This is a genomic window from Paraburkholderia sp. C35 (genome assembly GCF_003121405.1).
GTDB lineage: Bacteria > Pseudomonadota > Gammaproteobacteria > Burkholderiales > Burkholderiaceae > Paraburkholderia.
The window spans coordinates 17,609-43,081 of the sequence record NZ_QBUY01000076.1 but is presented as its reverse complement, the minus strand read 5'-3'; the positions used below and the strand labels follow the sequence as shown (position 1 = coordinate 43,081).

The 25,473-nt window shown below is 62.3% G+C and carries 26 protein-coding genes; 13 read left to right on the top strand and 13 right to left on the bottom strand.

Features of this window, described 5'->3' with window-relative positions; genetic code table 11:
- Nucleotides 1-242 precede the first annotated feature (242 nt).
- From DK391_RS31515 to denD, 7 genes are all read left to right on the top strand, one after another.
- On the top strand, nt 243-947 hold the full coding sequence (locus DK391_RS31515; RefSeq protein WP_109481923.1) for a FadR/GntR family transcriptional regulator: 705 nt from the start codon (nt 243-245) through the stop codon (nt 945-947).
- Between the two features lie 24 nt (nt 948-971).
- Nucleotides 972-1,904, top strand: coding sequence for an L-threonate dehydrogenase (gene ltnD, locus DK391_RS31510; protein ID WP_109481922.1), 933 nt, complete (start codon nt 972-974; stop codon nt 1,902-1,904).
- Between the two features lie 15 nt (nt 1,905-1,919).
- Nucleotides 1,920-3,236, top strand: a complete 1,317-nt coding sequence (gene otnK, locus DK391_RS31505; RefSeq protein ID WP_109481921.1) for a 3-oxo-tetronate kinase — start codon at nt 1,920-1,922, stop codon at nt 3,234-3,236.
- Complete coding sequence (locus tag DK391_RS31500) at nt 3,233-3,889, top strand: aldolase (RefSeq protein WP_109481920.1); 657 nt, start codon at nt 3,233-3,235, stop codon at nt 3,887-3,889. The genes otnK and DK391_RS31500 overlap by 4 nt, the downstream gene beginning before the upstream one ends.
- Before the next feature lie 132 nt (nt 3,890-4,021).
- Entirely contained in the window at nt 4,022-5,359 is a 1,338-nt protein-coding gene (locus tag DK391_RS31495) for an MFS transporter (RefSeq protein ID WP_109481919.1), read from the top strand.
- 25 nt (nt 5,360-5,384) lie between these two features.
- Entirely contained in the window at nt 5,385-6,173 is a 789-nt protein-coding gene (gene otnI, locus DK391_RS31490; protein ID WP_109481918.1) for a 2-oxo-tetronate isomerase, read from the top strand.
- 31 nt (nt 6,174-6,204) lie between these two features.
- Complete coding sequence (gene denD / locus DK391_RS31485; RefSeq protein WP_109481917.1) at nt 6,205-7,191, top strand: D-erythronate dehydrogenase; 987 nt, start codon at nt 6,205-6,207, stop codon at nt 7,189-7,191.
- 123 nt (nt 7,192-7,314) lie between these two features.
- On the opposite strand, the gene DK391_RS31480 is transcribed toward denD, so the two are convergent.
- The 11 genes from DK391_RS31480 to DK391_RS31430 all read right to left on the bottom strand — a co-directional run bounded on the left by DK391_RS31480 (nt 7,315) and on the right by DK391_RS31430 (nt 15,966).
- Nucleotides 7,315-8,352 (bottom strand): GlxA family transcriptional regulator, encoded by a 1,038-nt coding sequence (locus tag DK391_RS31480; RefSeq protein ID WP_109481916.1) that lies wholly within the window; start codon nt 8,350-8,352, stop codon nt 7,315-7,317.
- A gap of 94 nt (nt 8,353-8,446) precedes the next feature.
- On the bottom strand, nt 8,447-9,208 hold the full coding sequence (locus tag DK391_RS31475; RefSeq protein WP_109481915.1) for a CbtA family protein: 762 nt from the start codon (nt 9,206-9,208) through the stop codon (nt 8,447-8,449).
- A gap of 13 nt (nt 9,209-9,221) precedes the next feature.
- Nucleotides 9,222-9,431 (bottom strand): CbtB domain-containing protein, encoded by a 210-nt coding sequence (locus tag DK391_RS31470; RefSeq protein ID WP_109481914.1) that lies wholly within the window; start codon nt 9,429-9,431, stop codon nt 9,222-9,224.
- A gap of 33 nt (nt 9,432-9,464) precedes the next feature.
- Nucleotides 9,465-9,806: a nitrile hydratase accessory protein gene (locus DK391_RS31465; protein ID WP_109481913.1), complete on the bottom strand. Its 342-nt coding sequence runs from the start codon at nt 9,804-9,806 to the stop codon at nt 9,465-9,467.
- A 12-nt stretch (nt 9,807-9,818) separates the two neighbouring features.
- Complete coding sequence (gene nthA / locus DK391_RS31460) at nt 9,819-10,442, bottom strand: nitrile hydratase subunit alpha (protein ID WP_109481912.1); 624 nt, start codon at nt 10,440-10,442, stop codon at nt 9,819-9,821.
- An 18-nt stretch (nt 10,443-10,460) separates the two neighbouring features.
- Nucleotides 10,461-11,204, bottom strand: coding sequence for a nitrile hydratase subunit beta (nthB, locus tag DK391_RS31455; protein WP_109481911.1), 744 nt, complete (start codon nt 11,202-11,204; stop codon nt 10,461-10,463).
- Nucleotides 11,205-11,234: 30 nt separating this feature from the next.
- Complete coding sequence (locus DK391_RS31450) at nt 11,235-11,738, bottom strand: DUF1097 domain-containing protein (RefSeq protein ID WP_109481910.1); 504 nt, start codon at nt 11,736-11,738, stop codon at nt 11,235-11,237.
- Nucleotides 11,739-11,772: 34 nt separating this feature from the next.
- Nucleotides 11,773-12,741, bottom strand: a complete 969-nt coding sequence (locus tag DK391_RS31445) for a GTP-binding protein (protein ID WP_109481909.1) — start codon at nt 12,739-12,741, stop codon at nt 11,773-11,775.
- 338 nt (nt 12,742-13,079) lie between these two features.
- Nucleotides 13,080-14,372 carry an SUMF1/EgtB/PvdO family nonheme iron enzyme gene (locus DK391_RS31440; RefSeq protein ID WP_109481908.1) on the bottom strand — a complete coding sequence of 431 codons (1,293 nt, stop codon included), beginning with the start codon at nt 14,370-14,372 and terminating at the stop codon, nt 13,080-13,082.
- A gap of 185 nt (nt 14,373-14,557) precedes the next feature.
- Entirely contained in the window at nt 14,558-15,232 is a 675-nt protein-coding gene (locus DK391_RS31435) for a helix-turn-helix domain-containing protein (protein ID WP_109481907.1), read from the bottom strand.
- Between the two features lie 254 nt (nt 15,233-15,486).
- Entirely contained in the window at nt 15,487-15,966 is a 480-nt protein-coding gene (locus tag DK391_RS31430) for a universal stress protein (RefSeq protein WP_109481906.1), read from the bottom strand.
- Between the two features lie 265 nt (nt 15,967-16,231).
- Here DK391_RS31430 and DK391_RS31425 point away from each other — a divergent pair, with 265 nt between their 5' ends.
- Together DK391_RS31425 and DK391_RS31420 are read left to right on the top strand one after the other, a co-directional pair.
- The gene (locus DK391_RS31425) at nt 16,232-16,921 is read left to right on the top strand and encodes a FadR/GntR family transcriptional regulator (RefSeq protein ID WP_109481905.1); all 690 of its coding nucleotides are present in this window, start codon (nt 16,232-16,234) and stop codon (nt 16,919-16,921) included.
- Nucleotides 16,922-17,064: 143 nt separating this feature from the next.
- Entirely contained in the window at nt 17,065-18,573 is a 1,509-nt protein-coding gene (locus tag DK391_RS31420; protein WP_109481904.1) for an MFS transporter, read from the top strand.
- A 35-nt stretch (nt 18,574-18,608) separates the two neighbouring features.
- Here DK391_RS31420 and DK391_RS31415 read toward each other — a convergent pair whose 3' ends face one another.
- The gene (locus DK391_RS31415; RefSeq protein ID WP_109481903.1) at nt 18,609-19,196 is read right to left on the bottom strand and encodes an acyl-homoserine-lactone synthase; all 588 of its coding nucleotides are present in this window, start codon (nt 19,194-19,196) and stop codon (nt 18,609-18,611) included.
- 143 nt (nt 19,197-19,339) lie between these two features.
- Here DK391_RS31415 and DK391_RS31410 point away from each other — a divergent pair, with 143 nt between their 5' ends.
- Nucleotides 19,340-19,672 carry a helix-turn-helix transcriptional regulator gene (locus DK391_RS31410; RefSeq protein ID WP_109481902.1) on the top strand — a complete coding sequence of 111 codons (333 nt, stop codon included), beginning with the start codon at nt 19,340-19,342 and terminating at the stop codon, nt 19,670-19,672.
- On the opposite strand, the gene DK391_RS31405 is transcribed toward DK391_RS31410, so the two are convergent.
- The gene (locus DK391_RS31405) at nt 19,656-20,360 is read right to left on the bottom strand and encodes a LuxR family transcriptional regulator (protein WP_204117479.1); all 705 of its coding nucleotides are present in this window, start codon (nt 20,358-20,360) and stop codon (nt 19,656-19,658) included. The genes DK391_RS31410 and DK391_RS31405 overlap by 17 nt on opposite strands.
- 895 nt (nt 20,361-21,255) lie before the next feature.
- On the opposite strand from DK391_RS31405, the gene DK391_RS31400 reads away from it, so the two are divergent.
- From DK391_RS31400 to DK391_RS31390, 3 genes are all read left to right on the top strand, one after another.
- Nucleotides 21,256-22,836: an aldehyde dehydrogenase (NADP(+)) gene (locus DK391_RS31400; RefSeq protein WP_109481900.1), complete on the top strand. Its 1,581-nt coding sequence runs from the start codon at nt 21,256-21,258 to the stop codon at nt 22,834-22,836.
- A gap of 120 nt (nt 22,837-22,956) precedes the next feature.
- Nucleotides 22,957-23,907, top strand: a complete 951-nt coding sequence (locus DK391_RS31395; RefSeq protein WP_109481899.1) for an SMP-30/gluconolactonase/LRE family protein — start codon at nt 22,957-22,959, stop codon at nt 23,905-23,907.
- A gap of 293 nt (nt 23,908-24,200) precedes the next feature.
- A complete protein-coding gene (locus DK391_RS31390; RefSeq protein WP_239483000.1) occupies nt 24,201-25,334 on the top strand; it encodes an extracellular solute-binding protein in 1,134 nt (377 codons plus the stop codon).
- Nucleotides 25,335-25,473 lie beyond the last annotated feature (139 nt).

Genomic DNA, 25,473 nt, shown 5'->3' with positions numbered 1-25,473 from the left:
GGTGTTAGCCCGCTTTCTTTTGCCTACTTTTCTTTGCGGCGGCAAAGAAAAGTAGGTGCCGCCCCGCACAGGGGCAACGCTAGCAGACCACTAACAAAAAGCGGACGCCAGCAAAAACACAAGCAAACCGCACCAACCCCGCAAAGCGCAAAAAAACCTAAATCAAGGGTTTCCCCTGATAACCCAAATAACGAGCAAATTTGTATGATGACCATATCACCTAGCAAATCTCACGAACACCCATGTTCGAAAAAATTCCGAACAGAGCCCTCAGCGACACCGTCGCGCAACAGTTGCTCGCACAGATCGACAAAGGCACCTTCGCCCGCGGCGGCAAGCTGCCGACGGAAGCCGTGCTGGCGCAAGAATTCGGCGTCAGCCGCACCGTCATCCGCGAGGCGATCTCACGTTTGAAGAACGAAGGCGTCGTCGAGCCCCGCCAGGGCAGCGGGGTCTACGTCGCCGCCCACGGCGCTATCCGCCCACTAAGAATCGACTACGCGGAAGCAATGGAAGGCGGCTCCGTACTGCAAATCCTCGCCGTGCGCCGCGCGATAGAAGCCGAAGTCGCCGCCGAAGCCGCCATGCGCCGCACCGACGCAGACATGATGGCCATCGACGCCGCCCTCAGAAAGATCGACGAAGCGGTCGCCGAAGGCCGCGATGGCGTCGCTGAAGACGTCGCGTTTCACCGCGCCATCGCCGCCGTCACCGGCAATCCGTACTTCCTGAAGACGCTCTCGTTCCTCAACCAGTACCTCGAAGCCGGCACCGTCGTCACCCGCCGCAACGAAGCGCTGCGCGAAGACTTCTCGCGCCAGGTGCGCGACGAGCACGCCGCCATCGCCGCAGCGATTCGTGCCGGCGATCCAATGGCCGCGCGCAACGCCGCGCAGACCCACATGTACAACGCCGCGCGGCGCCTCGCTGAAGCCGGCATCTGCTGATCCGTACACACGTTTGCTCGCGTCATGCGCGAGCCGGCGTCTGAAGCATTGTTCGTAGAGGAAAGTATGTCCAGAAATGTCGGAGTGATCGGTCTTGGCGCGATGGGAATGGGCGTCGCGCGCTCACTGCTGCGCGGTGGCCTCGATGTGCACGCGTGCGATGTGCGTCGCGAAGTGCTCGACCAGTTCGTCGCCGATGGCGGCAAGGCGTGCGCAAGCCCAGCAGAGCTCGGTGCGCAATGCGATGTCGTCGTCACACTCGTCGTCAATGCGGCGCAAACGGAAACCGTGCTGTTCGGCGAGCAGGGCGCCGTCAAGGCGATGAAGCCGGGCAGCGTCGTGATCGCCTGCGCGACGGTGGCGCCCGACTTCGCAATCGATCTCGGCAAGCGCATCGAAGCCGTTGGTCTGCAGATGCTCGATGCGCCCGTGTCGGGTGGCGCAGCGCGTGCCGCCTCGGGTGAAATGACGATGATGACGTCCGGCCCCGCGGCCGCATACGCCGCCTGCGAAGACGTGCTCGCGGCGATGGCGGGCAAGGTGTATCGCCTCGGCGACCAGCATGGCGCGGGTTCGAAGGTGAAGATCATCAACCAGTTGCTGGCGGGCGTGCACATCGCCGCTGCGGCTGAAGCGATGGCGCTCGGTCTGCGTGAAGGCGTGGATGCCGATGCGCTATACGACGTAATCACGCACAGCGCCGGCAACTCGTGGATGTTCGAGAACCGCGTGCCGCATATTCTGAACGGCGATTACACGCCGCTCTCCGCTGTCGACATCTTCGTCAAGGATCTCGGCCTCGTGCTCGATACCGCGCGCCGCTCGAAGTTTCCGCTGCCCTTGTCGGCGGCGGCGCATCAGATGTTCATGATGGCGTCGACGGCGGGTCACGGCGGCGAAGACGATTCCGCCGTGATCAAGATTTTCCCCGGCATCGACGTGCCGCCGAAGCGCTAAGAGGAGCATGACGATATGACTACCTCGAATCGCAAGCCGCTGCTCGGTTGTATCGCCGACGATTTCACGGGCGCGACCGATCTCGCGAACATGCTGGTGCGCGGCGGTATGCGCACTGTGCAAACCATCGGTGTGCCCGCTGCCGATACCAGTATCGAAGCCGATGCGCTGGTCGTGGCACTGAAGTCGCGCACCATCGACGCCGCCGATGCCGTCGCGCAATCGCTCGCCGCGCTCGAATGGTTGCGCGCGCAAGGCTGCCGCCAGTTCTTCTTCAAGTACTGCTCGACCTTCGATTCGACTGACAAGGGCAACATTGGCCCCGTCGCAGATGCGCTGCTCAATGCCGTATCGTCGATTGGCGGCGGCACGCCGTTCACGATCGCGTGCCCGGCGTTTCCGGAGAATGGCCGCACGATCTATCGCGGCCATCTGTTCGTCGGCGATGTGCTGCTGAACGAGTCAGGCATGGAGAATCACCCGCTCACACCGATGACCGATGCAAACCTCGTGCGCGTGCTGCAACGGCAGACGCAATCGAAAGTCGGCCTCGTGCGCTACGACGCGGTCGCGAAGGGCGCAGAAGCCGTGCGCACGTCGATCGATGCGTTGCGTCACGATGGCGTGCGCATGGCAATCGCCGATGCCGTATCGGATGCTGATCTCTACACGCTCGGCGAAGCGTGTGCGGATCTGCCGCTAATCACGGGCGGCTCGGGTGTCGCGCTCGGTCTGCCCGCCAATTTCCGTCGCGCCGGTCTGCTCGACGATGCCGCCGATGCTGGCGAGTTGCCGCATATCGAAGGCGCGTCGGCGGTGCTGGCGGGCAGTGCTTCGAAAGCGACCAATGCGCAGGTGGCCACGTGGCGCGAGTCGCGCCCGGCGTTCCGTATCGATCCACTGGCCGCGGCGCGTGGCGAACCGGTTGTCGATCAGGCGCTGGCCTTTGCGCGCGAGCATATGAACGCGGCGCAGCCGCAACCGGTGCTGATCTACGCGACAGCGTCGCCCGATGAAGTGAAGGCCACGCAACGCGAACTCGGCGTGGCCGAAGCAGGTGAACTGGTCGAACGCACGCTCGCTGCGATTGCGCGCGGACTGCACGATCTCGGCGTGCGCAAGTTCGTCGTCGCAGGCGGCGAGACGTCGGGTGCCGTGGTGCAGGCGCTCGACGTGAAGATGCTGCGCATCGGCAAGCAGATCGATCCTGGCGTGCCCGCTACTGCGACCATCGGCGCGCAGCCGCTTGCGCTCGCGCTCAAGTCGGGCAATTTCGGCGCCGTCGACTTCTTCACGAAAGCGCTGCGTCATCTGGAAGGAGGCGCGCAATGACTGTCGCCATCCATACCAGCGACGAAGCAAAGGTCCGCGAAGAAATCTGCGTGACGGGCGCGAGCCTGTACGCGCGCGGCTACACCGTCGGCAGTGCAGGCAACATCAGCGCACGACTCGACGACGGCTGGCTGATCACGCCGACGGATGCATGCCTCGGCCGCCTCGATCCCGCACAGATCGCCAAGGTCGATCTCGAAGGCAACGCGGTGTCGGGCGGCAAGCCGTCTAAGACGCTCGCGCTGCATCGCGGCGTATACGAACGCAATCACGAAACGCGCGGCATCGTGCACACGCATTCGACGCATCTCGTCGCGCTGACGCTCGCAGATATCTGGAGCGAAGCCGATGTGCTGCCGCCCATCACGCCGTACTACGTGATGAAAGTGGGCCACATTCCGCTGATCCGCTACAAGCGTCCCGGCGATCCGCAAGTCGCGCAGCAGATCGCCGAACTCGCCGATCGCGTGCGCGGCGTGCTGCTCGAACGGCTCGGGCCGGTCGTGTGGGAGCGCTCGGTATCGCAGGCTTCGTATGCACTCGAAGAGCTGGAAGAGACCGCACGTCTGTGGCTGATGACGAATCCGCGGCCCGCACCGCTCGATGACAACGCGCTCGAAGAATTGCGCACGGTGTTCGGCGCGCGCTGGTAGCGCACAAAACGCTTATCTGCTGGTCCGCGCGCAACGCGGACTTCCGTACCACCAACTCAGGCAAAAAACCGGAGGAAAGCCCGCTAAAAGGCGGGTGATCTATAACCGGCGCCATCCGAAGGAGACACACGCATGTCAAGCTATCAGGCGGCATCCGTTCGCCCTGCATCATCTTCCGACGCAGCCGGACAACCCGGCGCGGCCGAAATCGAACGCACCTATGGCAAGGTGTTCTGGCGCATCGTGCCGTTCCTGATGCTGTGCTATGTGGTCGCCTATCTGGACCGCGTGAACGTCGGCTTTGCGAAGCTGCAGATGTCGCAAGACCTGGCGTTCAGCGAAACCGTGTTCGGTCTCGGCGCGGGCGTGTTCTTCGTCGGCTACTTTCTCTTTGAACTGCCGAGCAACATCCTGATGCACAAGCTCGGCGCGCGTATCTGGATTGCGCGCATCATGATCACATGGGGCGTGATGTCCGCGTTGTTCATCTTCGTGAAGACGCCCGCGCAGTTCTACGCGTTGCGCTTTCTGCTTGGCCTTGCCGAAGCGGGTTTCTATCCGGGTGTCATTCTGTATCTGACGTACTGGTTCCCGTCGCATCGCCGCGCGAAGATCATCGCGGTGTTCATGTCGGCGATTCCCGTGTCGGGCATCTTCGGCAATCCGCTGTCGGGCTGGATCATGCAGACCTTCGATTCGCATCACGGCTTCGCCGGCTGGCAATGGATGTTCGTGATCGAAGCGGTGCCGGCCATCGCTGTAGGTATTGCGACCATTTTGTATCTCGACAACGGTATCGCCAGCGCGAAATGGCTCACGTCGCGCGAAAAGCAATTGCTCGCCGATGAAATCGCCGCGCAGCCGCAATCCAAAGCGAAGTCGCATTCGGTCGGTGCGGTGTTCCGCGATCCGCGTACGTGGTGGATGTCAATGATCTACTTTGCGTTCGTCACGGGTCAATACGGCCTGACGTTCTGGATGCCGACGCTGGTCAAATCCACGGGCGTGACGGGTGCATTCGAAATCGGCCTGCTGAGCGCGATTCCGTTTCTGGTTGCCATCGTCGTGATGAACATCATGGGCCACAGCGCGGACAAGCGCCGCGAGCGCCGCTGGCATCTGATCGGGCCGGCACTCGCGGGTGCCGTCGGCTTCACGGTGGCAGCCTCGTTTGCCAACAACACGGTGGTATCGATCGCGTTTCTGTCGATTGCGGCGGCTGGCGTGCTGACCTGCGCACCGCTGTTCTGGTCGCTGCCGACAGCCTTCATGTCGGGCGCAACGGCGGCGGCAGGCATCGCGATCATCAATTCGATCGGCAATCTGGCGGGCTTCGCCAGCCCGTACATGATCGGCTATCTTAAGGATCTCACGCACAGCACGCAGTCCGGCATGTACGTGCTCGCCGCGATGCTCGTGATCGGCGCAGTCGCTGTATGGCTGACGCCTGCGCGGCTCGTGAACCGCTAAACGCGTTAGACAAGGAGTCACTTCGATGCCCCGCTTCGCCGCCAATCTGACGATGATGTACAACGAACACGCGTTCCTCGACCGCTTCGCCGCTGCTGCGCGCGACGGTTTCGAGGCCGTCGAGTTCCTGTTTCCTTATGACTTCCCGGCTGCCGACATCAAGGCGCGCCTGACGGACAACGGCCTCACGCAGGCGCTGTTCAATGCACCGCCCGGCGACTGGGCGGCAGGAGAGCGCGGTATCGCATCGTTGCCGGGCCGCGAAGACGAGTTCCGCCAAAGCGTCGACAAGGCACTCGAATACGTGCGCGTGCTCGGCAACGACAAGCTGCACGTGATGGCGGGCCTTATCAAGCCCGAGCAATCTCGCGCAGCGCATCGCGAGGTGTATCTGAAGAACCTCGCGTATGCAGCGAAAACGGCGCAGGCAGAAGGCATTACCGTCGTCATCGAGCCGATCAATACGCGCGACATTCCCGGCTTTTTCTTGAACCGTCAGGACGATGCACAGGCGATCTGCGCCGAAGTCGGCGCGCCGAATCTGAAGGTGCAGTTCGATCTGTATCACTGTCAGATCGTGGAAGGCGATCTCGCCGTGAAGCTCAAGCGCGACATCAAGGGCATTGGCCATATCCAGATTGCGGGCGTGCCGGAGCGGCACGAGCCGGATATCGGGGAAGTGAATTATCCGTATCTGTTCGCGCTGATCGACGAACTGGGTTACGACGGCTGGCTCGGCTGCGAATACCGGCCGCGCGCGGGCACGTCGGAAGGACTGGGATGGATCAGGCCGTACGTGAAGGCACGCGGCTGATCACACTGACTCATTGAGGGGCAATGCAGACATGAAAGTACTTATCACGGGCGGTGCGGGATTTCTCGGCCAGCGTCTCGCGCGCGAACTGCTCGCACGCGGCGAACTGAAGGGCACAGACGGACAGCGTCAACCGATCACCGAACTCGTGCTGCTCGACGTCGTCGCAGCAGCGGGTCCGAAAGACGAACGCGTGCGCGTCGAAGTAGGCGACATCGCCGAGCGCAGCGTGCTCGAACGTGTGATCGATACGAAGACGGAAGCCATCTTCCATCTCGCGGCTATCGTCAGCGGTCAGGCCGAAGCCGATTTCGAGCTTGGCATGCGCATCAATCTCGACGCGTCGCGTCTGCTGCTCGATGTGTGCCGTGCGCTGGGGCATCGGCCGCGTGTGCTGTTCACGAGTTCGGTGGCGGTGTATGGCGGCGATCTGCCCGATTTGGTGCTCGATGAAACGGCGCTGAATCCGCAGTCGTCTTATGGTGCGCAGAAGGCGATTGCCGAACTGCTGTTGAACGACTATTCGCGACGCAGTTTCGTCGATGGCCGCGTGCTGCGCTTGCCCACTATCAGCGTGCGGCCGGGCAAGCCGAATGCAGCGGCGTCGTCGTTTGCGAGTGGGATCATTCGCGAGCCGCTCACGGGCGAGCCGGCTGTGTGTCCCGTCAGTGGTTCGACGCGCTTGTGGCTGCTGTCGCCGCGCAAGGCGATCGAATGTCTGGTGGCTGGATGCGAGATCGACGGTGCGGCACTGGGCAATCGCCGCACGGTGAACCTGCCGGGCGTGTCGGTAACGGTCGATGAGATGGTGGCGGCGCTGCGCGAAGTGGCGGGCGATGCTGTCGCGGCGCGCATCGAGTGGAAGGCGGACGAGCGAGTCGAGAAGATTGTCGGCAGCTGGCCGGCGCGCTGGGATGTGTCGCGTGCGGCGAAACTCGGGTTGCACGGCGACGCGTCGTTCAAGGATATCGTGCGCGCATTCATCGACGACGAACTCGGCGGCAAGGTTCCGCAATGAGTTGAACGGGAGCGTGCGTTCGCTCCCATTGGCCTGTGCGCATCGGATTCTATAATCGGACGATCCACCTGCACCGAGGGGATCTGATGCGGCGCGACCGTGTTCGAAACCGCCCGCAAAACATCAGGCACGCGATACAGCCTGTTCCCACGACTCCGCTCGCGTTGTCGCTGTTTTCTTCTTCTCCGCAGCGGGCTTCTTCGATCTGAACCGCTCACGATAATCAGCCGGATTGATTTGCAGGCGTCGATTGAACGTTCTGCGGAATCCGTCTGTGTCTTCAAAGCCGCATCGTTGCGCAATCTCCCTTAAAGACAGATCCGTGGCCTCAAGAAAGCGCCGCGCCGCATCGATACGCGCGTTGGCGAGAAACGTCATCGGCGTGATGCCGCATTCCTTCGCGAAGATGCGCGAGAGGTTGCGCGCGCTCATGTGCACACGCTCGGCAAGCGACGCCACCGTATGCTCGACATGAAGATTGTCGAGCATGAACTGCTGCAGCGCGACCATCTGCGAACCCGGCGACGCCTGCGTTTCCAGCAGCGGACTGAATTGCGATTGCCCACCTGCGCGGCGTAGATAGACGATCAGATACTTCGCGACGTCGAGCGCCATCTGGCGGCCGAAGTCGTCTTCGATCATCGCCAGCGAGAGATCGATGCCTGCCGTGACACCCGCAGTCGTGTAGATGCTGCCGTCCTGCACGAAGATGTGATCGGGTTCGATCTTCGCTTTTGGAAACGTCGCGGCGAGACGCGGCACGTCCATCCAGTGCGTCGTCACCACCTTGTTGTCGAGCAGGCCCGCCGAGCCGAGCGCAAACAGCCCGTTGCAGATCGCCGATACGCGACGGCATTGCCGATGCTGCGTGCGGAGCCAGCCGCTTAGCGCCGGAGCGTCGAAGGCGTCGAAGATGCCGAGGCCGCCTGGCACGATGATCGTGTCGAACTCGGGGCACACGTCGAAGATCGTGCGGTCGGGCATTGTCGGCAATCCGCTCGACGATTGCACCGCGCCGCGCGTCGTGCCCACCGTGAGCATTTCGTAATCGCACTCGCCCTTGCTCAGTATCTTCACTTCGGCGAACGCGTCCCGCGGCCCGGCGATATCGAGCAACTGGAAACCGGGAAAGACAAGCATGCCGACCTTGATCCGTTTCATCGCAAGTGTCCGAATCCGCTGGAAAATGGGCGCCCGCTCTCGCGAGCGCCTTGAACGGTTAGTCTATACGGCAATATCCAAAGTAGCCGCGTGATCAAAAAGCCCGTGTGGCGGAAGCCGTGCCGTGTACGTTCTGCGGGCGATATGACGCCACACGCGTAACACGCTCGGCCACTGCGCCGAATAACGCACCCAATGTCGTCCAGATCACCGCCTGCATGCCGATGGCCGCGATGCGGAATTTCCACAGCAACGTGGCCGGGAATGCGGCGGGTACTTCGTCGATAGTCGGCAACGCAGCAAGCACGACAGCCAGCATCACGACGAACGCAAGCAGGCCCGCCAGCGCGCCATTCCATGCGCCGAAGCGCCGCGCAACGAGACCTCGCACGTTGAGCGACAGCACCATGACTGCGACCGAGATGGCTATCGTCAGAAAGAACAGGCCCGTGCGATAGCCGATGGTGTCGGGGTCGCCAACCGACGGCGGATTGGCCGGATACTTGAGGTTCGGCACCACGACAAGCGCAACGAATGCGCCGAGCGCGAGCCACGCGGCGAGTGGCCGCGCGCCGAGTTTGCCGGCGCGTCCCCAGGCATAGGCGAAAGTCAGCGCGAACAGCCCGCCGAACGCAGCGCCATACGCGACCACGCCTGTCAGCAGACCAAGGCCGGCTTGTGTCTCGCGGCTCACCAGTTCCGGTTCGGGCGCTTCGCCTGCCATCTCGTGTGCGTGTTCTTCGAAGGCGATGGCCTGCTCGACCTGCGGCTCGCCCGCCATGCGTGCGAATCCAAAGGCAATCAGGCCCGCGACGACGCCCGTGAGCATGCCGCGCATCAACAGCTTGCCGACCATGATCGTCTCCTTGTCAGTGGCAGGGAAAGCCGAGCAGATGGCGGCCATCGTGCACGAACTCATGCACATACATGCCGGGCACGAGGGACGTGGCGCCCTGTTCGGCACCGACGAAATACAGCACGAGCAGCATCAGCAGGCCGCCGAATACGATCCACGGCAGCAGTTCGCGCAGCGGAATGGGAGCAAGTGTGTCGACAGGTTGCAAGACGGTATCGTTCATCAGAGACCTCATGGATTGAATGTAGAGTGATGTTCAGGCGGCCGCGCGGCGTGCCGTGACGACCTTCTTCAGTTCGTCGCGCGACAGCACGCCGTGCGCTTCGACCACGTCCAGCAGTGCTTCGAGAAAGCGTTCGTAATAGTCCCAGCGCGGCTGGTTAGCGCAGTCCGCAGCTTCCCACTTCGCAATCGATGCAATCAGGCTCTGTCGAAAGTCTTCCCATTCGAAGCAGCCCGCTTTCGATAGCGACAGCGCGAGACCGAACACGTCGCGCTCCCAGCGGTTGGTGAAAAACAGCTTGCCGTCCAGACGCGGCGGCGAGTCCGGCGTGCCGAGCATCGATGCCGCGGCGTATTCCTCGAAACGCGTGAACATGACGTGCGTCCTTCAGGCAGCGGGTACGGCGACGAGCGCGACACCCATCATCGATTCCGGCGTGACGAGCGCGGCGAGTTCTTCCTCGCTCATGTGCTCCGTATTGGCGGGGCGCTCCGGTACGACGAACCAGCGGATCTGCGCGCTGCTGTCCCACACCTTCACGTCTTTGTCTGCAGGCACCGTCACGCCGAATTCCTGCAATACGGCGCGCGGCTCGCGCACGCCGCGTGCGCGAAACACGGGATCTTTGTACCAATACGGTGGCAGGCCAAGCACCGGCCACGGATAGCACGAGCACAACGTGCAGATGATCAGGTTGTGCACGTTCGCGTCGTTGGCGACAGCGGCCATATGCTCGCCTTCCGCGCCGGCCATGCCGAGCGGCAGCGACAGTTCGGCGATCGCCTTCGGCGTGTCTTCGATCAGGCGCTGCCTGTACGCGGGATCGACCCACGCATGCGCGACGATCTTCGCGCCGTTGAACGGACCGGCCATGGTCTCGAAGTGCGCGAGCACGGCATCGACGGAATCGCTGCCAAGCACACCTTTCTCGATCAGCAGCGCTTCCAATGCGCGCACCTTGGCGGCGCTCGACGCTTCGCGGTCTTCCGGATATTCGAACAGTTGGGTCATGCTGCTCTCGCTATGGAGTTAGTTGGCTGGCTGCACGTAGGCTTCGTACAGGTCGGCATAGAGGGTGGTGTTGGCTTCGCTCTTGCCTTCGCCCCAGATGTCGGCGGCGTCGAAGGCGATGCGGTAGACGGGCATCGGTTCGCCGATGCCATCCACGCCCGTCGAGACGAAGTACGAGAACGCGCCCGGATAGACGAGATCGACCACGCCTGTCTTGTTGCGCAGATAGCCGGGCAGGCGCGTGTGATCGACGGCATCGGGGTCGGCGATACGTACTGTGTCGCCCTGCGCGAAACGCGCGCTGCTGTCGAGCGTGTGATAGCCCGAATCGCCATTCTGAAGATACGCATCCACTTGCGCGGCCAGCGCGGCATGCGGCTTGTCGGGCAAAGCGGCTTGCGGATCCGCGCGAAACTGCGCGGTCTTTTCCGCGAGTTCTTCCGCAGTGATATAGCCCTGATCGATAAAGAACTGCGAAATGCCGCCCAGCCACTTTTCGTAATAGCGATACTTGAAGTACTCGAACGGTTGCATGTCTTCGGCACCCGTGCGCAATGACGCCCATGTCCAGTCGTTCTTGAACGCTGTGGGCAGCGCCTCGACCGGATAGGCATGCAATGCATTCGACAGATGCGCGCTCTCGGCCATCATCACAGTGTGAATGCCGAAGATGCGCTTTTCCCACGGCTCGACGAAGACACGCGTTTCGGTGCTGACGGGGCCAAGGTTCTCGATGCCGCCAAGATGATGCTGTAGTTTCACGGTTCGCTCCGCGCAATGTTGAAGAGAGACTTAGCCGAGCCGATGCTCGCGCTTGAATGCCAGCGCTTCGCCCACGACTTCCGATACGAAGCCGAACACGGCGCCCGTCACGAGTGCGGCGGCAGCGACCAGCGCGGGATTCGCGATGCCAACCGTGGTGATGGCCTTGCCGGTGGCGACGGTCGTGCCGACTGTCGATGCGAAACCCCACACGATGGCGGGCAGGACATCGAGCAGCTTGAGCTTCGATGCCTGCACCATCGCCGCGCTGCCGATGCCGACCAGTACCGCGACTGCAAGCGCACTGCCGCTTGTCGCCGTAATGCACAGCAGCGTCAGCGATGCGATGACGAGGCCTGTCAGGTTCGATGCGACGCTCTTGATGAAACCGGCGCGTCCGCCGCCCAGCACGAAAAACGACGCCCACGCGATGAACGTCACCCAGACGGGCACGGGAAGCAGCGTTCCCGTGAGGTACGTATCGGCCACGGCAAGCACGCCGATGCTCAATGTGTAGGCTTCCGGCTTTTTCATTTGCGCACTCCTTTAGTGAAGATTGATGACGGGATCAATGCAGGCAGGCGAGCAGGCCTTCGCGCATCCGATCGGCGTCGATATTTCTGCCGATCATCACGAAGCGGTTCTCGCGTTGTTCATCGCGCGACCATGCCTTGCCGAACTTCGCGTCGAGCAGCATGTGGACGCTATGAAAATGCAGACGCCGCGCTTCGTCGTGCAGGTTGAGCACGCCCTTCATGCGCAGCAGTTGCTGGCCATCGGTTTGCACCAGCTGGTTGATCCAGCCGTTGAAGCGCGTTGCGTCGAGCGCACCTGGCACGACGAAAGCGCACGATGCGATGGTGTCGTCGTGTTCGTGGTCGTGACCGGTTTCATCGAGCAGATCGGGTTCGACGGCAAGCAGGTTGTCGATGGAAAAGCTGCGCACGCCGAGCAGTGTGTCGACAGCCACAGCCGAATGATTCGCAAAGTCGATCCGCGCAGTGGGATTGAGCTGGCGGATACGTTCGACGAGCGCATCGACTGCTTGCGGCGGCGCGACGTCCGTCTTGTTGACGATGATGCGGTCGGCGAACACGATCTGTTCGCGCGCGATGTCGTCGTCGAGTTGCGCGTTCGCGTGCAACGCGTCGATCACGGCAATCACCGATTCCAGTTCGACGCGTTCGCGTACGTCTGGGTCGGCGAGAAAGGTCTGCAATACGGGCGCGGGATCGGCGAGGCCCGACGTCTCGACGATCAGCCGCTCCAGCCGGTCGCCGAAACGGTCGAGCAGATCGCGCACGCTGGCGACGAGATCCGTGCGGACCGTGCAGCACACGCAGCCGTTATTGATTTCGATGACGGCTTCTTCGTCGGCGACGATCAGTTGACCGTCGATGCCGACCTCGCCGAACTCGTTGACGACGATGCCGATCTGCATCGGCCGCGTCGAATCGAGTATGTGATTGACGAGCGTGGTCTTGCCGGCGCCGAGGAAGCCGGTTACTACGGTAGTGGGGATGGTCTTGAGTCGCATCGCGGTCGTCCTTGGCGCTTGCCTTGCGGCGGTGCGCGGGTTGTGAACGCGGGGTATCTAGCGACTTCCAGGCCGAATGTGCGCGGCTGTCTTCGGGGCGACGATAGCTGGCAGGAATGTGCGGCCCGGCTTGCCGGATTTGCTGGAACGGTGCCGGACGGACAGAAAGCGACTACGCGTGCGTCCGGACGCGGCTATCGACGGTGGGGCGTGGGTGATCGCAAACGGTGCGTGATGCAACGAAGCGGGAGCGGCGGGGATGCAGCGGGGAGAGGTGATGCCGGTCAGCGGGCGTCCGCTGCGTGGTGCAGCGGACGCCTGAAATCACGCGAGCGTATTTATACGGCTCTCACACACCTGAACCCCGCATAAACATGCTGATACCGCGGCTGAAACCAGTTGCGGAAAGTCGGCCGGATCATGCATTGCGCGGTGCGCGCCGAGCCGCCCTTCAGCACGTAATGCTGGCCATCATAGAAGTTGGCCGAGTAGCCGAGATAAAACGGAAACGCCTCAAAACCCGGCAACGCTTCGAACAACGAAGAAGTCCATTCCCAGCCATTTCCATACAGCCCTTCGACACCGAACGCGCTGACGTTATCAGGCGTCGCATCGACGGCTTGCGGATCCCAGCTGCGGAAATCGTAGTTGCCTGACGGCGCGTGCGGCACGCCTTGCGCGGCATGCTGCCACTGTGCTTCCGTCGGCAGCGTCTTGCCCGCCCACGTTGCGTAGGCCGCCGCTTCCGCATGGCTCACATAAGCGGGCCAATCAGGTGGCAACGGAATATCTTCGAACATCGTGCGCAAGGTCCACGTGCCATCGGCGGTCTGCGTCCACGTAACGGGATGCGCAATGCCTTCGGCTTCCTTCCACGCCCAGTCCTTGTCGTTCCAGTAAGCGCGATTGCGATAACCGCCGGCTTCGATGAACTCGCGGAACTGCGCGTTGGTCACCATGTAGCGGTCCATCTCGAACGCCTCGACGTCGACACGCTGCTCGCCGAATTCATTGTCCCAGCCAAAGCGGCCGTCTTCCTTCTTCATGCCGAGCACCGCTTCGCCTGCGCTGACGCGAACCATCGGCGTCGTATCGACCCGACGTGCGGACTGTGCAGGTGCACGTGTGCCCGCCGGCGCAGCCTTCATGTCGAGCGGCAACTGATGCAGCATGTACGCGAGCGTTTCCGCATGCATCAACCGATGCTCGATGGCCACATGCAGCAGTTGCTCGGGCGAGCCCGTCGCCATGCCGCGGCCGCCGAAATCGTACGCCGCGAGATGGCTATCGATCTGCTCACGCGCTTTCGTCGCGTAGTCGCGCACGGCGTCGAGTGAAGGCCAGTCGGAAGGTTGATCAGTTGGAAAGCCGCCGTCGACGGGATCGATGCCGAACGCGAACAGCTGGTCGAGCTCGGGCGCGAACGCGGGCAGCGCACACAGGCGTTCGTCGAACAGATTACGGTCGAAGGCTTCGAGGTGGCCGATGTAGAACACGATGCGATGGCGCTCGCGGATCGGGCGTTCGTACAGGTATTCGGGTTTGACGACGGCGAACAGCGCGTCAGTGACGCGGCGCGCGTCGATGAGACGTTCGACCAGCGGGTGGTGCGGAGCAGGATCGCGGTTCATTCGCTGGGTCTCCTCGTGGGGACAGCAAGCATCTTTGCACGGGACGAGCGCAGCGCTCTCGTCGAGAAGGATAGTCTTGAACTGTACCGCAGCCGCAGGAGACGTGCCAGGCGAATGCGCGCGGGCTTCGGACGGGACGAAGCCGCGCGTCGGACTTGTGTCGAATCAGGCGTGATCAGGCATCGTCAGGCGTTTTGCGCCGCGCCGACCTGGCGCAAGCCTTCGGGGTCGACGATATGAATGAAGCGGCCTTGCGCGTCGATCAGTCCACGCTTTTGAAATCTTGACAGGGTGCGGCTCACGGTTTCGAGCGTCATGCCGAGATAGCTGCCCATGTCTTCGCGCGTCATCCGAAGGTTGAATTCCGCCGAAGAATAACCGCGCTGCGCGTTGCGCTCCGAGATGTCGATGAGAAACGCCGCCACGCGCTCGTCGGCGCTCAGCGAACCGAGCACCATCATCTGCGCGGCTTCGCGCACGATCTGCTCGCCCATCAGCTTGTGCAGGCGATCCTGCATCGAGCTGATTTCGCGGCACAGATGCTTGAGCGCAGCGTAGGGAATGATGCACACCGAGCTGTCTTCCAGCGCGACGGCACTGCATGCGTGTGTGTCGCTGCTGATGCCGTCGAGTCCAAGCGCCTCGCCGGCGATGCGCAAGCCCGTGACCTGCTCACGGCCGTCGCGGTGCGCCATCACGGTCTTCATCGATCCCGAGCGCACCGCGTACAGATTGTCGAACGAGTCGCCGGCGCGATACAGCGACTCGCCGCGACGTACGGCGCGCGCCGTGCAGATCAGTGCTTCGAGTTGCGGCATGTCGTTGGCGGCCAGGCCTTGCGGCATGCACAGATGCCGCATCGCGCACGACGAGCAGCGTGCCGAGGTGCGCGTCGCGCGCTGCGTGGAAGAAGCCGGGCTGCGGCGAGTGCGCGCGGGCGACGCTGACGGGGAGACTGCGGCGGCAACTGCAATGGGATTGAGCATGGGACCAACCGGCTATGAATAAGGGTGACAACCGATTGTCCCACTCGATGCGCGCGCAACCAGGCGGCAAAATGACGCGCAAACGCCTTGGTCACTTTTGCGCGGCGTCATGCATGCCGATGCACAGTTCAGGCTTTCGTTTCCTGCGCTGCTTCATCGCCGCCTGCGGCTGTTGGAATCAGCAGCACGGGCAAGGTCGACTGGCGCACGCAGCGCTCGGCCACGCTGCCGAGAATCAGCCGCTGCATGCCGCGCCGGCCATGCGTGCCCATCACGATCAGGTCGGCATTGAACTCGGCTGCTGCGCGCAACACGAGCGTCGGCACGTCGTCGAGCGAGGTGGCTTCGCCCACTGCGATATCGCCCGATACGTTGCTCGCGCGCATCGCCGCCGACAACTCTGCCGTCAGTTCCTTGCCTTGCTCGACCAGCCGGTTGCGCAGGATGGACGGGTCATAGCCGGGCGCATCGAAATACATCGGCGTGTTTTCGACGGCGTAGAACGCGCGCAGCGTCGCGCCCAGTTTGCTGGCGAGGTTCAGGGCGCCGTCGAAAGCGCGGCGCGATGTGTTGCTGCCGTCGACTGCAACGAGGATGCGTGTGTACATAGGGCCTCCGTGCCGTGTAGCGGTGAGTGTGTCGAGTTGGTGCGTGCAGCTTAGATCATCGGCGCGGAAGGCGCGTTTTCGTCAGCGGAAACACAGATGTTAATCAATGATTTGTCAAATTTTGCTGTCGGACGCGAGGTCGTTCATACTGGCGGCATGCGCGCAATAGCGTACTTTCTGACCCATACGGCGGACGGCTGAGGCGCGTGGCGCGCGTTATTTGCCTTACAATTCGAATCTACTCTGACAAGCCGCTTTCTCGACGATGAACGAGCGCAAATCGACAGGTCTGCCCGACAAGATCTACGGCGACAATCTCAACCGCATTCTCGAAGGCGAGTACAAGGAAGGCGAGCGTCTGCCGCCCGAGCATGCCCTCGCGGAGCGCTGCGCGACGTCGCGGCCGACGGTGCGCGAAGCGCTGGCGCGACTGCGCGCCGACGGCATCATCGTCACGCGGCACGGCTCGGGCACCACGGTCGCGCGCCGACCGGACCCCGACGTGCGCCGCTTCGCGCCGCTTGAAACGCTCTCCGATATCCGCCGCTGCTACGATTTCCGCATCGTCACGGTATCCGGCGCCGCCGAACTGGCCGCGCAAATGGCCGAAGCCGACGACATCGCCGCGATCCAGCATGCGTGGGACGAACTCGAACGTGTGATTGAAACGCAGGGCATTGGCGCGAAGGATGATTTCGCGTTTCACCTGGCCGTCGCGCGGGCGTCGAAGAACCAGTTCTTCATCACGATGATGTCGTTCATCGAAGAGCAGATCGTGTTCAGCATGAATCTGTCGCGCAATCTGTCGCTGGTGAAGACGCTCGAGCGTCAGCGGCTGGTGCAGGCCGAGCATCTCGCTGTGCTCGAAGCGATCCGCAGTAAGGATTCAGCTGCGGCCGGTCTCGCAATGCGTCAGCACCTCGAGCGTGCACGCGACCGGATGTTCGGCTCCTGAGTTTTTCCGCCTCGCCGGGCCAGCCGCCTGACGGTGGCCCGGTTCCGTTTTCCTCCTGACTGAAAAATGCGGCGCGCCTTGCGCCGCATCGCAACGAAGTGAACCCTTCCCGTCCTCTCGTATTCCGCGACGCCTTGCTGGCCATGCTCGGCATTGGTCTCGTCAACATGCTGGTCGCACTCGATCAAACGGTGGTCAGCACGGCATTGCCGTCGATCGTCGTCGAACTGCATGGTTTCGAGTACTACGCATGGATCGCGAGCGCCTATCTGCTGGCTTCCGTCGTCACGGTGCCCGTGTTCGGGCGGCTCGGCGATTACTTCGGCCGCAAGTACTTCGTCATCACGGCAGTGATCGTCTTCACGCTGGCGTCGGTGCTGTGCGGTCTCGCGTCGAGCATGCCGTTTCTGGTGTTCGCGCGCGGCCTGCAGGGCGTGGGCGGCGGCATGATGGTCGGCACCGCGTTCGCGTCGATCCCCGATATCTTTCCCGATCCGCGTACGCGCGTGCGCTGGCAGGTCGTGCTGGCGGCTGCCTACGGCATCGGCACGGCGGCGGGGCCGTCGCTGGGCGGCTGGCTGAGCCAGCAATTCGGCTGGCGTTCGACGTTTCTGGTGAACCTGCCCGTCGGCGCGCTCGCGCTGTACTTCATCTGGGCACATCTGCCGTACTACCGTCGCGAGCGGACGGGCGACGTGCGGATCGACTGGACGGGTGCCGCGCTGGTTGCGCTGGTGCTCGGTGGCTTGCAGACCTTTATCGAAGCCGTGCCGAAGGACGGTCTGACCACGGCCAACCTGATCCTCGCGGCGCTGGTGGTTGTTGGTGCGGCGGCGTTGCTCATCTGCGAACGCCGCGCGACGCATCCCATCGTGCCGCTCGACCTGTTCAAGGACCCGCAGCTCGTGACGCTGTTCACGCTGTCGGTGCTGTCGGGCTTCGTGATGTTCTCGCTGATCTTTTTCGCGCCGCTGCTGCTGCAGGGCGGCTTCGGGTTGTCGCCGCAGCAGGCCGGCCTGCTCGCTACGCCGATAGCCGCGTGCATCGCCCTCGGCAGCCTGATCAACACGCGCATCGTGATTCACATGAAGCGGCCCACGGCCATTCTGACCATCGGCTTCAGCTTGCTGGTGGCGGCTTCGGTGGGGATTGCGCTTGCCACGCCCACGACGCCGCATCTCTATCTCGAACTGTCGATGGCGGCCGTAGGTATCGGGCTGGGGTTCATTCTCAACAACCTGAACGTGTTCGGCCAGGAGATAGCCGGCCGCGAACGCTTCGGCATCACGACGGCGCTGCTGCAGTCCACGCGGATGGTAGGCGGCATGCTCGGCACCAGCATCGTGGCGACGATCGTGAACCGGCGCTATGCGTCGGGCGTGGCGGATTCGCTGCGCGTACTGGGCGAGAACGTCGCCACGACGTGGCGGCCAAAACTCGCCGATCCGCGCATTCTGGTCGATGAAAACCTCCGCGATTCGCTGCTGGCCGAACTGAAACGCGCCGGCCTGGAAGGCCCGGCGCTGTTCGACGCTGCACGTCACGTGCTCGTGCAGTCGATTCACATCGGCGTCGTGCTGACGGGCTGCGCCGCTTTGGCGGCAGCGCTGCTCGTCCGCCGCATTTCCCACATCACCTTCCGGCGCAGCTAGACGTTTTCTTCGATCAGACCGCTGTCAGGCCGCGATCACGCTGCGACCCGCATCGGCTTGCACACTGCGGCGCGGATCGCGTCGACGGTGATGTCGAGCGCAACCGTGCGTTCGACGCCGATCTTCACGGGCGGCCCCAAGCGCGTCACTTCGATCCCCGTGCGCTTCAACAGCCGCTCGATCGACGTCGTCGTGACGGTCACATAGCGCGTAATGCCCATCCGGTCCGCGAACGTGACCAGTTCGTGGATGGCGTTCATCGTCATATCTGCAAAGCCAAACGTTTGCTCTCCATCCGTTTCGATAGCAAAGCGGCTCAATTCCCATATATGCCTCCCGAGTGGGGCAGCCTGTCCGTCGAGCAACTGCGGAAACGTGTCTTTCAGCATGTTCGGGCCTTCCGTGGGCATCAGACGCCAGCAGCCGCGCACCTGCCGCTCGGGGTCCTGGATGAGCATGTAGTACGGACCGAGCGCGTCGTATCCATCGATCTCCATGCCGGCGATGGTGGGGACATCCCATCCCATCCGGTCACGGAAAACCCGTGCGCGAAGCCGATACATCTCGTTGATATGGTTGTTGTCGAACTCTTGCCGTGTGCCAATCCGAATCGAGGTATGCATGGTGTACTCCTTACGTGGTCGCGGTACGCAGGAAAACGTATGCATTTCGGATAAAAAAAACACCTACTCACCTAGATAGGTGGCGATCGCGTCTGAAGATTACAAAATTGAGATGAGGGCCACTCAACAGGGAAGAAAACATCATGGAACTTCAAAATCATTGGCAAGCGGGTGTTCACGCAAACGTTCAACCGACCGTTCAGAACCGCAGCGCGGACCCTTCGTCCGGCGTTGATCGCGTACTGATCATCGCGTACCGCAAGAAAAAGAAAGAGAGCCAGCGTCAGTTCTGGGCACGCTTCGGCGTGACGCAGTCGCGTGGCAGCCGCTTCGAATCGGGCGCTGAGATTCCGGCACCCGTCTCGATCCTGCTCGGTCTGTATTTCACGAAGACCGTCACGGACGGCGATCTGGGCAGGGCAGAGAAGGTGCTCCACAACCCGGAAGCCCGTGAGCTGATCAACCTGGATCAATAAGACCAAGCTGCGTTGCAATCACGGCGGCCGCCCGCCGTGAGTTCACGCCGAATTTCGTGCGAATGTTCTTAAGGTGGAAGTTCACCACGGCTTCCGAGCAATTAAGGATGTGCGAAATTTCCCACGTGGACTTACCGCGAGCGGTCCATTTCAGGCACTCCTGTTCACGCGGCGTGAGCTTCGGCACCAGGGCCTGCGTGTGAGCATTCAGGTGAGGCTGGCTCGTATCGATGACGAGGTCGCGCAACAGCACCAGGTTGGGCAGCACGACATCGAGATGACGCCAGAAATCATCGCTCGGGTTCTGATCGTTGACGAAGCAGATCAGCCCTGACTCCTGCCGTGGACCATGTATAGGCAGACTCACGCCTGCGTGCAAGCCATGCGCGCGCGCTTCCTCATACATGGTTTGCGCGGGAGAGGTCACGAACAGATCGGGTGACCAGATCAGCGGCGACGACTTGGTCATGCAATGCGTGACCGTCGGATCGATGTGCGCGAAGCCCTGATCGTTGTAGAACTGCCGCCACGACGGCGAGTACGTGCTGCGGATGAACGCGTCTTCCAGACGCATGCCGGGCCGCGGAAGAATCCCGACCAGCACGCGATCAAAGCCCCACCCGTCAGCCAGCCGGGCGACTTCGCGGAACCAGGTGACATCGTTCTCCGCTGCCAGCAACGGCGACATCTGCTCAATGAAATGTTGAGGCAAGGTTCTATCTCTCGAGGTTCGCAGCGGAGCGGGCTATGGCCATGCCGATGCTGCGGTGACTCATGGTCTTGTTGCGCATCAATTTATCACTATTATTCGCCGGTTAATACGCATTGGCGATAGAGAATTTTTAGGATGTTTCTTTTTTGGCTCAAAATCGGCTTGTCGCGTCTGCGTCATTAAATTGATTTGGCGCAATTCTCCAGCAAATGCCGCAAATCCGCTCCTGCCTTGGCTGACAGCCAATCGAATAAACCTCTCATTGAGAGGGATTTGCACTGGTTTGAATCGGTATTAAATACGGTGGTATCTTGAAAATCGGAAGAGATTACGAAACGTTTGATTCAAACCGGCCGGCTTTTCCACTCGTTGTCATACCAGCATTTATATCAGTCAGAAGTGCGCCGCAGCATGTTGAGCCTTCTTTTGTATGAAGAAAGCGGGTTCTATGCATCTGGCATTTGCGCGATTTACACTCCTGGTTGTTTGACAACTTGGAAGCGCAATGTTAGTTTTCCTGGGCGATTGTCACGTCGCAGGGCGTTCCGGCAGTCCGTGATCCGCTCGGCGAGCGAACGGGTCAACGCGTGCTGGCTGCGGCACACTGGTTGCGTGGAAGTTCGCGACTGATCGAAAAGGGTTGCTGTCCCACGTTTTGCTAATGTGCCGGACGAACACTGAGGCAACCGCCAGCACGTTCGACGCCGCCCGGGCATCATGCGAAGATCGAAGTTGCGACGCTGGCCTGGCTCTGTTTGAGCGCCATCTCGCGGAATCGTCCGCCCATCGTGACGTCGCACATTCACTATCTGAATTCCGGCCGCTCGACTGAGATGCGTTCCTGCCGCGCGGCCATCGACAGGAGCAGGACATGCAGATTACCGGAGACATGCTGATCGGCGCGGCCGAGGTGCGCGGCACCAAGGGCACGCTGCGCGCGTTCGACCCGGCGCGCAATATGGAAATCGAACCCGAATTCGGTGCGGGCGGCACGGTCGACGTGGACCGCGCATGCACGCTGGCCGCGCTGGCGTTCGACGCCTACCGTCAAACCTCGCTCGAAATCCGCGCGCATTTTCTCGAAACGGTCGCGGAAAACATCCTCGGTCTGGGCGATACGCTGATCGAGCGCGCACAAGCCGAATCGGCGCTGCCCAAGGCGCGGCTGGAAGGCGAGCGCGCGCGCACCGTCGGACAGTTGAAGCTGTTTGCTTCGCTGGTGCGCGAGGGCCGCTGGCTCACCGCGACACTCGATTCGGCCCAGCCCGATCGCAAGCCGCTGCCGCGCTCCGATCTGCGCCTGCAGAAGATTCCCGTCGGTCCGGTCGGCGTATTCGGAGCGAGCAATTTCCCGCTCGCGTTTTCCGTGGCGGGCGGCGATACGGCATCTGCGCTGGCAGCGGGTTGCCCGGTTGTCGTCAAGGCGCACCCTGCGCATCTCGGTACGTCCGAACTGGTGGGGCGCGCGATTCAGAAAGCGGTCGCGGATTGCGGGCTGCATGAGGGCGTGTTCTCGCTCGTCATCGGCGCGGGTAACGAGATCGGCGAGGCGCTGGTCCAGCATCCCGCCATCAAATCGGTTGGCTTCACGGGTTCGCGCGCGGGCGGCCTTGCGCTCGTCAATCTCGCGCAAAAGCGCCGCGCGCCGATTCCCGTGTTCGCCGAGATGAGCAGCGTCAACCAGTTCTTCGTGCTGCCCGGCGCGCTGGCCAAACGCGCTGAGCAGATTGCGACAGGCTTCATCGAATCGGTGACGCTCGGTGTCGGACAGTTCTGCACGAATCCTGGTCTTGTGCTGATTCTCGAAGGCCCGAACAAGCAGATCTTCATCGACGCTGCCGCCAAAGCGCTCGCGCAAAAGAGCGCGCAGACCATGCTGACGCCGGGCATCGCGAGGGCGTATCAGGGCGGCATTACGCATCGTACCGAGCAGCGCGGGGTGCAGACCATCGCGCGCGGCACCTCGTCGGATGCGACGTGCCCGGCGTTGCCCGCGCTGTTCCAGACCTCCGCGATGCAGTTTCTCGCCTCCGCCGAACTCGAGGACGAAATCTTCGGGCCGACGTCGCTGATCGTCACGTGCTCGGATATCGACGAAATGGTCAAGGTGGCCGAGTATCTCGAAGGCCAGCTGACGGCGACGTTGCAGATCGAACCCGAAGATTACGACACGGCGCGGCGCCTCTTGCCCACGCTGGAACGCAAGGCGGGCCGCATCCTGGCGAACGGCTTTCCGACGGGCGTCGAGGTGTCTCACGCCATGGTGCACGGCGGCCCGTTCCCGGCCACGTCAGACCCGCGTGCGACTTCGGTCGGCGCCACGGCGATCGAACGTTTCCTGCGCCCGGTCTGCTACCAGGATCTGCCGGAGGATTTGCTGCCGCAAGCGTTGCGCGACGATAATCCGTTGAAGCTCTGGCGTCTGCGCGACGGCAAACCCGCGCAGGCATGACGGCAGAGCGGCTCGGGGTGCTCGCAAGCGCGCTTCGGGCCGCGTCATCAACAATAATCAAACCACCACGAACGCCGGGCGTCGATCAATTCGACGCCCGGCGTTCGCTCTGACAGCGCCATGACCGAACTCAGCCAACTGAACCCGCGCCGCTATCCCGATCCTTCCATCCGTAGTTTTGATCCCCGCTTCGATGCATTGCGTCTCGCCTCGGCATCCGTCGAGTGCCTGTATCAGGGCGCGCGCTGGTCCGAAGGCCCTGTCTGGTTCGGCGACGGCCGCTACGTGCTGTGGAGCGACATTCCGAACAACCGCATGCTGCGCTGGGACGAGGAAACGGGCGCCGTGACGCCGTTTCGCCGGCCATCGAACAATGCCAACGGCAACACGCGCGACCGCGAAGGGCGGCTTGTCACCTGCGAGCATCTGACGCGGCGCGTGACGCGCACCGAGTACGACGGCTCGATCACGGTGCTCGCGGATCGCTACCAGGGCAAGCGCTTCAACTCGCCGAACGATGTGATCGTGAAGTCGGACGGCTCGATCTGGTTCACCGATCCCTCGTTCGGCATCGACAGTTTTTACGAAGGCGAGAAGCAGGAGCCGGAGTTGCCGCAGAACGTCTATCGCGTCGACGGTCAGACGGGCGAAGTGACGATGGTGTGCGACGAAGTGATCGGCCCGAACGGGCTCGCGTTCTCGCCGGATGAATCGGTGCTGTATATCGTCGAATCGCGCGCGAAGCCGCGCACGATCCGCGCGTTCGATGTGCTCGGCGACGGGCGCACGCTCGCCAACAACCGCGTGCTGATCGACGCGCAACAGGGTACGCCGGACGGCTTTCGCATCGATCTCCACGGCAACCTCTGGTGCGGCTGGGGCATGGGCACGGATGAGCTCGACGGCGTGCGCGTGTTCTCTCCGCAAGGCGAAGCGCTCGGACATATCGCGCTGCCCGAGCGTTGTGCGAACGTATGTTTCGGCGGCCGGCACCGAAACCGCCTGTTCATGGCCGCAAGCCATGGCCTGTACGCGCTGTACGTCAACACGCAGGGCGTTCGCGGTGGCTGAAGTTGCCTAACAAGTCATATCTCGGTGTTCTCCCTATGCCATCCGGCCGAATCGAAAAAATGCGCGGAAACCCTTACCATAAAAGGACTTGATGAATCTGAAAGGTGATCGTGCGCTGATCTCGTCAAGCTAAGATTTGCTTGACATCATGCGCTTGCGTTCGTTATGTTTCTCTGACTAGCAGCCCGTGATACGTCACCGCCGCATCCCGTCGGCGGGCGTTCCATACCAAGAGGCGAGGAGACGAAATGGCTTTTTCTGGCAAGTTGCCACTGAAAGTGGCTGCACTGTGCATGGCAGTCGGCGCGGTGGTGGCAGGGTATACGCAAGTGGCGCGCGCGGCAGACCCCGTCACGCTCAACATCGTCGACGTCGCCGGCGATCTGCAACTCACGCAAAAGGGCTTCGAAGCCTTCAAGGCTAAGTACCCGAATCTCGTCTCCAATATCACCTACACGAACGCGCCCGCACCGCAGTTGCCCGGCAAGATCAAGGCGATGCAGGCCGCCGGCCGCTCGGATATCGATCTCGTGCTGACGGGCACCGACGCGCTCGCCGCCGGCATCGAACAGAATCTGTGGATCAAGCTGCTGCCGGAAAACAATGCTGCCTTCCCCGGTGTGCTCGACAAGTACGCGCCCGGTCCGCGCAAGATGCAGGACATCGCGCAGGGCTTCGGTCTCGAAGTCGCTTATATGCCCGCCGGCCCGCTGCTCGAATACAACCCGGCCAAGGTCACTGATCCCCCCAAAACGCCGGACCAGCTGCTGCAATGGTGCAAGGCGCATCCGAACAAGCTGATCTACGCGCGCCCCGCCAATTCCGGTCCGGGCCGCACGTTCCTGATGGGCCTGCCGTACGTGCTCGGCGACAAAGACCCGAAAGATCCCGTCAATGGCTGGGATAAAACCTGGGCATTCCTCAAACAGCTGAACGACTGCATTCCTTACTATCCGGGCGGCACGTCGGCGGTGATGAAGGAACTGGGCGAAGGCACGCGTGACATGACCGTCACCGTGACGGGCTGGGACATCAACCCGCGCGCGCTCGGCATCGTGCCGGCTGAATTCAAGGTGCAGGCGTTCGACAACATGACCTGGGTCAACGACGCGCACTACATGGTGATTCCGAAGGGCGTGCCGAAGGAAAAGCTCGATATTCTCTACAAGCTGATGAACTTCATGCTGGAGCCGGCACAGCAGGCCTTGACGTACGACGACGGCTATTTCTATCCCGGTCCGGCTATCAAGGGCGTGACGGAAGCCCAGGCGCCCGAGCACAGCCAGGACGTGCTGAAAAAATTCGGCCGTCCGGAATACGCAAAATTGCTGGCTGATCGTCCGCACGTTCAGCCGTTGAGCGCGGCGGCGATGGTCGCGGCATTCCAGAAGTGGGACCGCGAAGTGGGCGCGCAAAAGAGCAAATAAGCGCATCGCCAGACACACCCATTACCGTGCAAAGCGGAACAGCCGGTGTTGCGCATGGCGTGATGCATGACGCCATACGCACATCGGCGACTGTGACGGCGCGCCGCCTCGCGGCGCGGCCACGCAACATCGTAGGGAA

Coding starts and splice junctions, on each gene's coding strand:
- DK391_RS31515 (WP_109481923.1), top strand. CDS start 243: ATGTTCGAAAAAATTCCGAACAGAGCCCTCAGCGACACCGTCGCGCAA.
- ltnD (WP_109481922.1), top strand. CDS start 972: ATGCGCGAGCCGGCGTCTGAAGCATTGTTCGTAGAGGAAAGTATGTCC.
- otnK (WP_109481921.1), top strand. CDS start 1,920: ATGACTACCTCGAATCGCAAGCCGCTGCTCGGTTGTATCGCCGACGAT.
- DK391_RS31500 (WP_109481920.1), top strand. CDS start 3,233: ATGACTGTCGCCATCCATACCAGCGACGAAGCAAAGGTCCGCGAAGAA.
- DK391_RS31495 (WP_109481919.1), top strand. CDS start 4,022: ATGTCAAGCTATCAGGCGGCATCCGTTCGCCCTGCATCATCTTCCGAC.
- otnI (WP_109481918.1), top strand. CDS start 5,385: ATGCCCCGCTTCGCCGCCAATCTGACGATGATGTACAACGAACACGCG.
- denD (WP_109481917.1), top strand. CDS start 6,205: ATGAAAGTACTTATCACGGGCGGTGCGGGATTTCTCGGCCAGCGTCTC.
- DK391_RS31480 (WP_109481916.1), bottom strand. CDS start 8,352: ATGAAACGGATCAAGGTCGGCATGCTTGTCTTTCCCGGTTTCCAGTTG.
- DK391_RS31475 (WP_109481915.1), bottom strand. CDS start 9,208: ATGGTCGGCAAGCTGTTGATGCGCGGCATGCTCACGGGCGTCGTCGCG.
- DK391_RS31470 (WP_109481914.1), bottom strand. CDS start 9,431: ATGAACGATACCGTCTTGCAACCTGTCGACACACTTGCTCCCATTCCG.
- DK391_RS31465 (WP_109481913.1), bottom strand. CDS start 9,806: ATGTTCACGCGTTTCGAGGAATACGCCGCGGCATCGATGCTCGGCACG.
- nthA (WP_109481912.1), bottom strand. CDS start 10,442: ATGACCCAACTGTTCGAATATCCGGAAGACCGCGAAGCGTCGAGCGCC.
- DK391_RS31450 (WP_109481910.1), bottom strand. CDS start 11,738: ATGAAAAAGCCGGAAGCCTACACATTGAGCATCGGCGTGCTTGCCGTG.
- DK391_RS31445 (WP_109481909.1), bottom strand. CDS start 12,741: ATGCGACTCAAGACCATCCCCACTACCGTAGTAACCGGCTTCCTCGGC.
- DK391_RS31440 (WP_109481908.1), bottom strand. CDS start 14,372: ATGAACCGCGATCCTGCTCCGCACCACCCGCTGGTCGAACGTCTCATC.
- DK391_RS31435 (WP_109481907.1), bottom strand. CDS start 15,232: ATGCGGCATCTGTGCATGCCGCAAGGCCTGGCCGCCAACGACATGCCG.
- DK391_RS31430 (WP_109481906.1), bottom strand. CDS start 15,966: ATGTACACACGCATCCTCGTTGCAGTCGACGGCAGCAACACATCGCGC.
- DK391_RS31425 (WP_109481905.1), top strand. CDS start 16,232: ATGAACGAGCGCAAATCGACAGGTCTGCCCGACAAGATCTACGGCGAC.
- DK391_RS31420 (WP_109481904.1), top strand. CDS start 17,065: ATGCTCGGCATTGGTCTCGTCAACATGCTGGTCGCACTCGATCAAACG.
- DK391_RS31415 (WP_109481903.1), bottom strand. CDS start 19,196: ATGCATACCTCGATTCGGATTGGCACACGGCAAGAGTTCGACAACAAC.
- DK391_RS31410 (WP_109481902.1), top strand. CDS start 19,340: ATGGAACTTCAAAATCATTGGCAAGCGGGTGTTCACGCAAACGTTCAA.
- DK391_RS31405 (WP_204117479.1), bottom strand. CDS start 20,360: ATGTCGCCGTTGCTGGCAGCGGAGAACGATGTCACCTGGTTCCGCGAA.
- DK391_RS31400 (WP_109481900.1), top strand. CDS start 21,256: ATGCAGATTACCGGAGACATGCTGATCGGCGCGGCCGAGGTGCGCGGC.
- DK391_RS31395 (WP_109481899.1), top strand. CDS start 22,957: ATGACCGAACTCAGCCAACTGAACCCGCGCCGCTATCCCGATCCTTCC.
- DK391_RS31390 (WP_239483000.1), top strand. CDS start 24,201: ATGGCAGTCGGCGCGGTGGTGGCAGGGTATACGCAAGTGGCGCGCGCG.